The sequence below is a fragment of the Geodermatophilus chilensis genome, from assembly GCF_002802985.1.
Taxonomy (GTDB): domain Bacteria; phylum Actinomycetota; class Actinomycetes; order Mycobacteriales; family Geodermatophilaceae; genus Geodermatophilus; species Geodermatophilus chilensis.
On sequence record NZ_NVPT01000195.1, the window covers coordinates 1 to 8,426 of the forward strand.

General features: G+C 73.4%; 8 protein-coding genes and 1 tRNA gene. 6 read left to right on the forward strand and 3 right to left on the reverse strand.

Annotation, left to right across the window (positions count from 1 at the left end; all coding sequences use genetic code 11):
* Window positions 1-238 precede the first annotated feature (238 nt).
* Window positions 239-1,450: a hypothetical protein gene (locus CNO22_RS23385; RefSeq protein ID WP_100501671.1), complete on the reverse strand. Its 1,212-nt coding sequence runs from the start codon at window positions 1,448-1,450 to the stop codon at window positions 239-241.
* Between the two features lie 149 nt (window positions 1,451-1,599).
* Between CNO22_RS23385 and orn the strand changes: the two genes are divergently transcribed.
* Window positions 1,600-2,277: an oligoribonuclease gene (gene orn / locus CNO22_RS23390; RefSeq protein WP_100501672.1), complete on the forward strand. Its 678-nt coding sequence runs from the start codon at window positions 1,600-1,602 to the stop codon at window positions 2,275-2,277.
* A gap of 67 nt (window positions 2,278-2,344) precedes the next feature.
* Window positions 2,345-2,420: transfer RNA gene (locus CNO22_RS23395), tRNA-His, on the forward strand.
* Window positions 2,421-3,043: 623 nt separating this feature from the next.
* Here CNO22_RS23395 and CNO22_RS23405 read toward each other — a convergent pair.
* Entirely contained in the window at window positions 3,044-4,114 is a 1,071-nt protein-coding gene (locus CNO22_RS23405) for an alpha/beta fold hydrolase (RefSeq protein ID WP_198588557.1), read from the reverse strand.
* A 182-nt stretch (window positions 4,115-4,296) separates the two neighbouring features.
* On the opposite strand from CNO22_RS23405, the gene CNO22_RS23410 reads away from it, so the two are divergent.
* The 4 genes from CNO22_RS23410 (at window position 4,297) to CNO22_RS23425 (ending at window position 7,426) form a co-directional block, all read left to right on the forward strand.
* Window positions 4,297-5,802: a mannitol dehydrogenase family protein gene (locus CNO22_RS23410; RefSeq protein ID WP_100501674.1), complete on the forward strand. Its 1,506-nt coding sequence runs from the start codon at window positions 4,297-4,299 to the stop codon at window positions 5,800-5,802.
* Window positions 5,799-6,539, forward strand: coding sequence for an HAD family hydrolase (locus CNO22_RS23415; RefSeq protein ID WP_100501675.1), 741 nt, complete (start codon window positions 5,799-5,801; stop codon window positions 6,537-6,539). The genes CNO22_RS23410 and CNO22_RS23415 overlap by 4 nt, the downstream gene beginning before the upstream one ends.
* Window positions 6,540-6,913: 374 nt before the next feature.
* Window positions 6,914-7,099, forward strand: coding sequence for a hypothetical protein (locus CNO22_RS23420; RefSeq protein WP_100501676.1), 186 nt, complete (start codon window positions 6,914-6,916; stop codon window positions 7,097-7,099).
* A 138-nt stretch (window positions 7,100-7,237) separates the two neighbouring features.
* On the forward strand, window positions 7,238-7,426 hold the full coding sequence (locus tag CNO22_RS23425) for a hypothetical protein (protein WP_100501677.1): 189 nt from the start codon (window positions 7,238-7,240) through the stop codon (window positions 7,424-7,426).
* Between the two features lie 56 nt (window positions 7,427-7,482).
* Here the strand turns inward: CNO22_RS23425 and CNO22_RS29425 are convergent, their stop codons facing one another.
* Window positions 7,483-7,902, reverse strand: a complete 420-nt coding sequence (locus tag CNO22_RS29425) for an ANTAR domain-containing protein (RefSeq protein WP_232807290.1) — start codon at window positions 7,900-7,902, stop codon at window positions 7,483-7,485.
* Window positions 7,903-8,426: the final 524 nt, after the last annotated feature.

Genomic DNA, 8,426 nt, shown 5'->3' on the forward strand with positions numbered 1-8,426 from the left:
TGGTTGTACTTATTGTTTTTTATTATGAAGTTTCATTTTTTTATGATATCAGTACTTTTGTGTATTTTTTAATGTTGCGGCGTGCACATAGATCTTCACTTAAGGAGTCGTCGGCAGCGTCGTATGTGTATAAGAGACAGGTGGGACGGCGCGGGGCCGCGGAGCGCCGGGGCGAGGCCCGGTCACCAGGAGGGGCTGCGTCCGACGCTACGTCATGTGACGGGTCGGTCCGGGACGCTCAGCGGGTCGGCGCGCCGCCGATCGCGGCGACGACGGGGATCTCCCCGTGCTCCTCGAGCGGCGCGCACCAGGCGGCCAGCGACCGGCTCCGGACCACAGCGTCGAGCAGCGTCCACAGCAGCGTGGCCGCGAGCGCCGTGGCCAGGACCACCTCCTCCCGCCAGTCCCACGGCGGGAGGACCCCGACGGCGTCCAGGACCGCACCCGCGCCGTAGGTGACCGCGGCGACCAGCGGGCCGGCCAGCCAGCCGGGCAGCCGGCGGGTGGCGGCGAGGTCGACGGCGACCGCGCCGGCGAGCAGCGCCAGCGGCAGCACCGAGGGCGGGAAGCCGATCGCCACCAGGCCCAGCCACACCACCGCGCGGTAGGCCAGGTAGGTGGCCGCGACCGTCGTGGCGGCCCAGCGCAGGCCGGTGACCCGCCGGGCGACGACGAGGGTGAGCAGGCCGGCGCACACCAGCCACGCCGGCTGCACCCAGGGCGGCACCGGCAGCATGAACGACGTCGGGGTCTGCGCCTGGGCGACGGCGAAGTCCAGCAGCTGCGGCTCGGCCGTCGTCCGCCCGGCTTCGTAGGCGCGCAGCGACAGGACGCCGTACTCCTGGTGCTGGTTGGGGAACAGCACGTTCTCCGCGAAGAACAGCCACAGGCCCAGCGCGACGGCGTCCCGCACCCGGCCCGGCGCGGCGTACAGCCACCAGCCGCGCAGCGCCCCGGCCAGCATGACCGCCGTCCCGACGTAGAGCAGTGCGTGGCTGGGGCTCCAGCTGGTGATGTCCAGCCCGTTGAGCCGGTGGTTGACGATGTCGACCGGCACGGCGACGAGGAACAGCGCGGTGCCCACCTGCATCAGGCGCAGGGCCCGGCGGTCGACGCCGTAGCCGGTGTGGCTGGAGAAGAGCACGAGCGCGACGACCACGACGGTGCCGGCGGAGTTGAGCAGGTGCGGCGGGGCGAGGTCGTCGCGCAGCCACTTGAAGTGCCAGGAGACGTCCCACGACGAGCCGAGCATCTTCAGCAGCAAGGCGCCCAGCCAGGCCGTGTAGATCCAGCGCAGCTCCTGCTGGGTGGTCGGGCGGCCGGGGCGGCCCGGCGTGACGTAGGCCGGCCACAGCCACCGCAGCGTCGCGACCGGGTGGCGCAGGGCCGTCCCCGCGGAGCCAGGAGCCGACGGGGCCGCTCGGTCGACGACGGGGGCGGCGTGGGGCACGGTGTGGAACTCCTGGACTCGGGGCCGTAGCGGCGGAGCCTAACGGCGCGCGGGCCCCGATCCCGGCTTCCGAGTGGCCCCGGAGTGGCGGCTGCGGTATGGGTCGCCGCGCGGGCGACCAGGGCGGGTGCCACGTAGGGTCGGAACCCGTGGCGGACAGTGCGGGACACCTGGTCTGGATCGACTGCGAGATGACCGGGCTGGACCTGACCCGGGACAGGCTCATCGAGGTCGCGGTGCTGGTCACCGACTCCGACCTCAACGTCCTCGACCCCGGGCTTGACCTGGTCATCTCCGCCGACGACGACGCCCTGGAGGGCATGGTCGACGTGGTCACCGAGATGCACGCCAAGTCCGGTCTCACCGAGGCGGTGCGGGCCTCGACGCTCACCGTCGCCGAGGCCGAGCAGCGGCTGCTGGCCTACGTGAAGCGGTTCGTGCCCGAGCGGCGGACGGCGCCGCTGTGCGGCAACTCGATCGGCACCGACCGCGGCTTCCTCGCCCGGGACATGCCGGAGCTCGACGACCACCTGCACTACCGGATGATCGACGTCTCCTCGATCAAGGAGCTGGCCCGCCGCTGGTTCCCCCGGGTGTACTTCGCCCAGCCGCAGAAGGGGCTGGCCCACCGGGCGCTGGCCGACATCATCGAGTCGGTGCGCGAACTCGCCTACTACCGGCAGACGCTGTTCGTCGACCGCCCGGGCCCCTCGGCGTCCCAGGCGCAGGCGGCCGCCGCGAAGGTCACGGCGTCCTTCGCGGACCTGTTCGCCACCGAGGACGCCGGCGCGCCCGGCCAGGAACCCCCGGCCGCGTCGGACGCCTGAGGGTCTCCGGTATCGTGGTGCCGGTTCCCCGGACGACCCGCTGACGAGCGGCCGTCCGGGAGACGTGGTGGGTGTAGCTCAGCTGGTAGAGCACCAGGTTGTGATCCTGGGTGTCGCGGGTTCGAGCCCCGTCACTCACCCCACCGGGAGAGGCCCTGGTCAGGCGACTGACCAGGGCCTTCCTCTGTTCCGGCGCCGCGGCGGCGGCGATCAGGGCCCCGGTGGCCCTCGTCTGGGGGGCGGATCGGGAGGCAGTGGCGGGGCGACTGCGCAGCCGATTCCGCTGCGCTCCGTGCGGCCGGTCCTTCCGACCGACCGCACGGAGCACACCCCATGTCCCTCGAGCCGCCCAGCACGTGGATCGAGCCCCGGGGCCGCCAGCAGCGCGTGTACCGGCGCAACCCCCGGATCCCCGGCCTGCCGGCCCGGTCCTCCCTGCCCTTCTACAGCCGCGACGACTCCGAGCAGTCCACCAGCGTGGCGGGCCTGCTCGGCATGGACACCGCCCGCCGGGTGCTCGACATCAAGAAGGTCCTGATCGTCCTGGGGCAGTGCTTCGACCTGGCGATCGGAGAACGCCCGCTGCCGGACGTCAACCCGGCCCGCGGCATCCGGCTGCCCGAGCAGGACCGCCGCGAGCCCCCACGGACGTCCTTGCCCACGTCGCGGCCGGCGGGTCCGCTGTACGGCGCGCCGACGTCGGCCGGCTTCCCGTTCACCTCGTGGACGCCGGGCTCACCCCGGAGTGCCGGTGACGACGGCGGGGTCACCGGCGGCGAGTCTCCGGGAACAGCAGGTCGACGAAGCGGGCGGCGGTCGGCTGGGGTTCGTGGTTGGCCAGCCCCGGCCGCTCGTTGGCCTCGACGAAGACGTGCTCGGGCCCGTCGAGGTCGGGGACGAGGAAGTCCAGGCCGGTCACCGGGATGCCGATGGCGCGGCTGGCCCGGACGGCGGCCTGCGCCATGTCGGGGTGCAGCCGGCCGGTGACGTCCTCGATGGTGCCGCCGGTGTGCAGGTTCGCCGTCCGCCGGACGCGGATCCGCTCGCCGGCCGGCGGGACGTCGTCCATCGCCCACCCCGCCTCGGCGACGACGGCGGCCGTCGTGTCGTCCAGCGGGATCCGCGACTCCCCGCCGGTGGCCCGCTCCCGGCGCCGGCTGGTCCGGCGGATCAGCGTCGTGACGTCGGAGACGCCGTCGCCGACCACCGTGGCCGGCCAGCGCACGGCGGCGGCGACCACCTGGGAGTCGATGACGACCACCCGCAGGTCCTCCCCCGCCACGAGTTCCTCGACCAGCACGTCCGGGCAGTGCTGCCGCGCCAGCGCGACCGCCGAAGACCATGGTGCGCAGCACCTGCGGGTACTGCTCCCACGGCGCCGGTACTGCGGGTCCGGGGTGGGCCCGGACAGGACCAGCCGCTCCACCCGCTCCGGATGGCGGGCGGCGAGCTCGACGGCGACCTGCGAGCCGATGGAGTTGCCGAAGAAGCTCGCCCGGGCGATGCCACAGGCGTCCAGCCAGGCCAGCAGGTGCCCGGTCTGCTCGGCGACGTCGGGACCCCCGGGCCGGCGCAGCCGTGGGTCGCGGGGCGATCGGCCGAAGCCCGGCAGGTCGGGTGCGACGACGTCGTGGCCGAGGGCGGCCAGCCGGCGTCCCAGCGGGACGAGGTACCGGCTGGACAGGCCCAGACCGTGCAGCAGGACGACGGGGACCCGGTCCCTGCTCCTGTCCGAGCGCCACGTCCGGGCGTGGACGTCGACGCCCAGGGCCGGCACGTCGGTCCGGACCCGCTGCGGGGTGGGGCCGGCGGGACGGAGGAAGGGCAGGGCGGGCACGGTGCCTCCTGGGGAGGTGGGACGTCCCCGGCTGCTCGAGGCCCCGGCCCCCTACCCGCCGACCGGGAGATGCACCACATCGACGCCGCCGCGGATTGGCAGAGCCTGCGGCTGGGCATGGGGCCGGAGCGGTCACGGGTGAACAGCCACCCCGGGCCGCCCCTCCTCTCCGAGAGATCCTGATGACGTCTGCCCCGCCCCGGGCTGCGGCTCCCGCCGTCCCCCTGTCCGACCGGACCCTCCCCGACCTCCCGCCGGAGGTCTCCATCCCGACCTACGACCGCGCCGCGCTCCGTCCCGGCATCGTGCACATCGGCGTGGGCGGCTTCCACCGTGCCCACCAGGCCGTCTACCTCGACGAACTGGCCCGTCGGGGATCGACAGACTGGGGCGTGGTCGGCGTCGGCCTGCACAGCCGCGCGATCGGTGAGGTCCTCGCCGACCAGGACCGGCTCTACACCGTGGTCGAGCGCGCGGCCGACGGTGACCGCGCCACTGTCGTCGGCGCCCTGACCGCGTACCTGTACGCCCCGGACGACCCGGAGGCGGTGCTCGCGGCCCTGGCCGACGAGCGCACCCGCGTGGTCACGCTGACCATCACCGGCACCGGCTACCGCGTCGACGCGCACACCGGTGAGTTCGACGCCGACGATCCGCACATCGCCCGCGACCTGGAGGACCCCGGCACGCCGGAGACGGTGTTCGGCTACGTCGTCGAGGCCCTGCACCGGCGGCGGCAGGCGGGCGTCGTCCCGTTCACGGTCCTCTCCTGCGACAACATGCAGTCCAACGGGACGGCGGCCCGCACCGCGGTGGTGTCCTTCGCCCGGCTGCGCGACGACGACCTCGCCGAGTGGATCGAGGAGCACGTCGCCTTCCCCAGCAGCATGGTCGACCGGATCACGCCGAACACCACCCCCGAGGACCGGGACGCCGTCGCCGACGCGACCGGCGTCGACGACCGGTGGCCGGTGATCACCGAGCCGTTCCGCCAGTGGGTGGTCGAGGACTCCTTCTGCAACGGCCGGCCGCCGCTGGAGGAGGTCGGCGTCCGTTTCGTCGACGACGTGTCACCTCACGAGATGATGAAGACCCGGCTGCTCAACGCCGGGCACAGTGCCATCGCCTATCTGGGCTACCTCGCCGGCTACCGGACGACGGCCGACGTCCTGGCCGACCCGGTGTTCCGCGCCTTCCTGACCCGGCTCATGGCCGAGGAGATCGCACCGCACCTGCCGGAGGTGCCCGGCGTCGACCTCGGCGAGTACCAGGTCACGCTGCTCGAACGGCTGGCCAACCCCCGGATGGCCGACCAGTTGTCTCGGCTGTCCCGGCGCGGCTCGACGAAGATCCCCAACTACCTGCTGCCGTCGGTGCGGGCGGCGATGGAGGCGGACCGCCCGCACCAGCTGCTGTGCGTGGCGGTGGCCGGCTGGCTGCGCTTCCTTCGCGGCCACGACTACGCCGGGGACGAGGTCCCGATCCAGGGCCCGCGCCCCGACCTCGTGCCGATCGCGCAGGAGGCCGGCAGCGACGCCACGCCGCTGCTGTCGGAGGAGTCGGTCTTCGACCACATCGGCCAGGACCCGCGCTTCGCCGAGTGCGTGCAGTGGACCCTGTCCGCGCTCGACCGGCAGGGGCCACGCGAGGTCATCGAGGAGTTCCTCGCCGCCGGCGAGGACGCATGACGGCCGGGCGGTCCCGGCCGTTCGACCCGGCCGCGGTCACCACCGTGCTCTGCGACGCCGACGGCACGCTGTTCCCCTCCGAGGAGCCGGCGTACGCGGTGTCGGTCGACGTCACCAACCGGTTCCTCGCCGGCCTGGGGGCGGAGCGGGCCTTCGCCCCGGACGAGCTGCAGCGGATGACCAACGGGAAGAACTTCCGGGCCGCCGCCGCGGAGCTCGCCACCGGCTACCGGCGCGAGCTGACCCGGGCCGACCTCGAGGACTGGGTGGCCGAGGAGAAGGACGTCGTCACCGCCCACCTGCGCACCGTCCTGCGCCCCGACCCCGCGGTGCGCGGGCCGCTGGAGCGCCTGTCCGGCCGGTTCGCGCTCGCGACGGTCACCTCGAGCGCCTCCTCCCGGCTGGCCGCCTGTCTCGAGGTGACCGGCCTCGCCCAGCTGTTCGACGCCGACCGCAGGTTCAGCGCCGAGGACTCGCTGACCGAACCCACCAGCAAGCCGGACCCGGCCGTGTACGTGCACGCCGGCTGCGCGCTCGGGGTGGGTCCGGCCGACGCGGTCGCCGTCGAGGACTCGGTGAACGGTGCCCGGTCGGCGGTGGCGGCCGGGTACCCGACGATCGGGATCCTGCAGTTCGTCCCGGAGGCCGATCGGCGGGCCCGCGCAGAGGTCCTGCACGAGGTCGGGGTGGCCGCGGTCGTGGAGTCGTGGGCCGATGCGGAGCGACTACTGCGCTGACCCCGGGAGGTGCAAACCGGGACCGCGCCCCGTGCGGACCTGGTCAGCACCTCCCTGGCCGTCGCCCGTGGGGGCGCTGAGGGTGGAGCGCGTCTGGTCCGGGGTGGCCGGGTATCCGTTGTCGTACCGCCCCCGTCGGCCGGCCGAACTGGTGCGGGGGCCGGCCATCGCGAGACCTCACCCGGCTCGCCCCTGGACGTGAGGGCGGCACCCCCCGGCCGCGCCGGGCGCCAGCGTGCCGCGTCGCGCCGGACGGCTCGGGAGGGAGGTCGTGAGCCTCCAGCAGGGGTTCGGGGACGCACTGGCGGCGAGTGGGCCCGCGACGGGGACCCTGGACCAACAGCGAACCTGCGCGGCAACGGGCCCGCGTCTGGATGGCCACCAGCATGGTCAGCCTCGCGTTGCAGCTCGAGACCGCCGACGCGCTGGCCGTGCTACGCAGCCAGGCCTACGGCTCCGACCGCACCGTCGACGCCCTCGCCGCCGCCCTGGCCGCCGACCTCGTCGCCGGCCGGCTCACCGCCCGGCAGCTGGGCGAGGACGCCGACAGCGATCGCTGAGTACACGCGCACGGGTGGGCAGGTCGTCAGTGGCGCGGCCCGCGGCAGCGCCGCGGCGGCTCCGACGGGCACGAGGGCCGACGACCCTGGGCACTCCCGTCCCGGCTACTGGGGCGCCGGCTCCACTACGGTCCCGGCATGCCGCTGATCTTCCGCTGGGGCGGCCCACGGCACGGCGAGGTCGACGAGGTACCACCCGAGCTGCTGGCATCCTCGATCCTCGTCTACGACGGGCCCCGCTGGTTCGGCGTCTACGAGCGGTTCGAGCCCGTGCAGATGCAGAGCACGCCGGACGGGCTCGCCGAGGTGTGGGTCGTCCGCGAGTAGCCGGTCCGTGAGATGGCACCAGAGCCCCTCCTGGCCGCGGCGGCCGAACGACGGTGTCAGTCCCGGCGACGGTTGGCGCCGGGCACTGCTCTGGTGTCGGTCAGCTCGCGGGCGACATCGGCCAGCTTGCGATTCAGCTCCTGGGAGACGCGGGCGAGCACCGCGAAGGCCTGGTCGGCGGTGAGCTCGTGCCGCTCCATCAGGATGCCCTTCGCCTGCCCGATGACATCCCGGCTGCTCACCGCGGAGCGCAGGTTCTCCTCGCGTTCCGCGCCGGCCACTGCCACCGCGGCGTGGGCGGCCAACATCTGCCCGATGTCCTGGCTCTCGTCGTCGAAGGCGCCCGGCCCACCCGCGTACAGGTTCAACCCCCCGAGCTGGTCCCCCTCGACGAACAGCTGGAAGCCCAGCATGCTGCCGACGCCCAGTTCGGATGCCTGCCGCGCGAACTCCGGCCAGCGATCGTCAGCCGCCACGTCGTCGACCGGACGATCTCCTGCTCCCAGACGGCGTCGAGGCACGGCCCCTGCCCGATGCGTTCCTGCAGGGCGTCCACCTCAGGGGGCAGGTCGCTGGTCGACGCGCGAGGCTCGATCCTCGAACGGCCGATCACGTAGCTGATGCTGCACTCCTCCGCATGGGGCACGACCTTGACCGCCGTGGCGGTGATGGCCTGCAGCGTGCCCTCGACGTCGCCGTGCTCCTCCTGGAGCCGCCGTGCCGTGCGGCTCATCACGTCGGCCAGGTCGTGCGTCGAGTCGGCGCCCCACCCGGGGTCGTCTTCGATGACCGCCATGTGCGGAACCTACCGGGACCCGGGGACCGCGGGCCTGGCGTGCGGTGGGAGGTGGATCCACGCCGTCCCGTCGGCTACCGGGAGCCACCTGTCCGCGGGGCGTGTGTCTCAGAACGTGTTTAGAAAGCGGGGGTGACAGGGGTCGAGCGGTGAGTCAGGCTGGTTCATGGGCTCTTCCCCGGCCTATCCCTCGGATCTGACCGA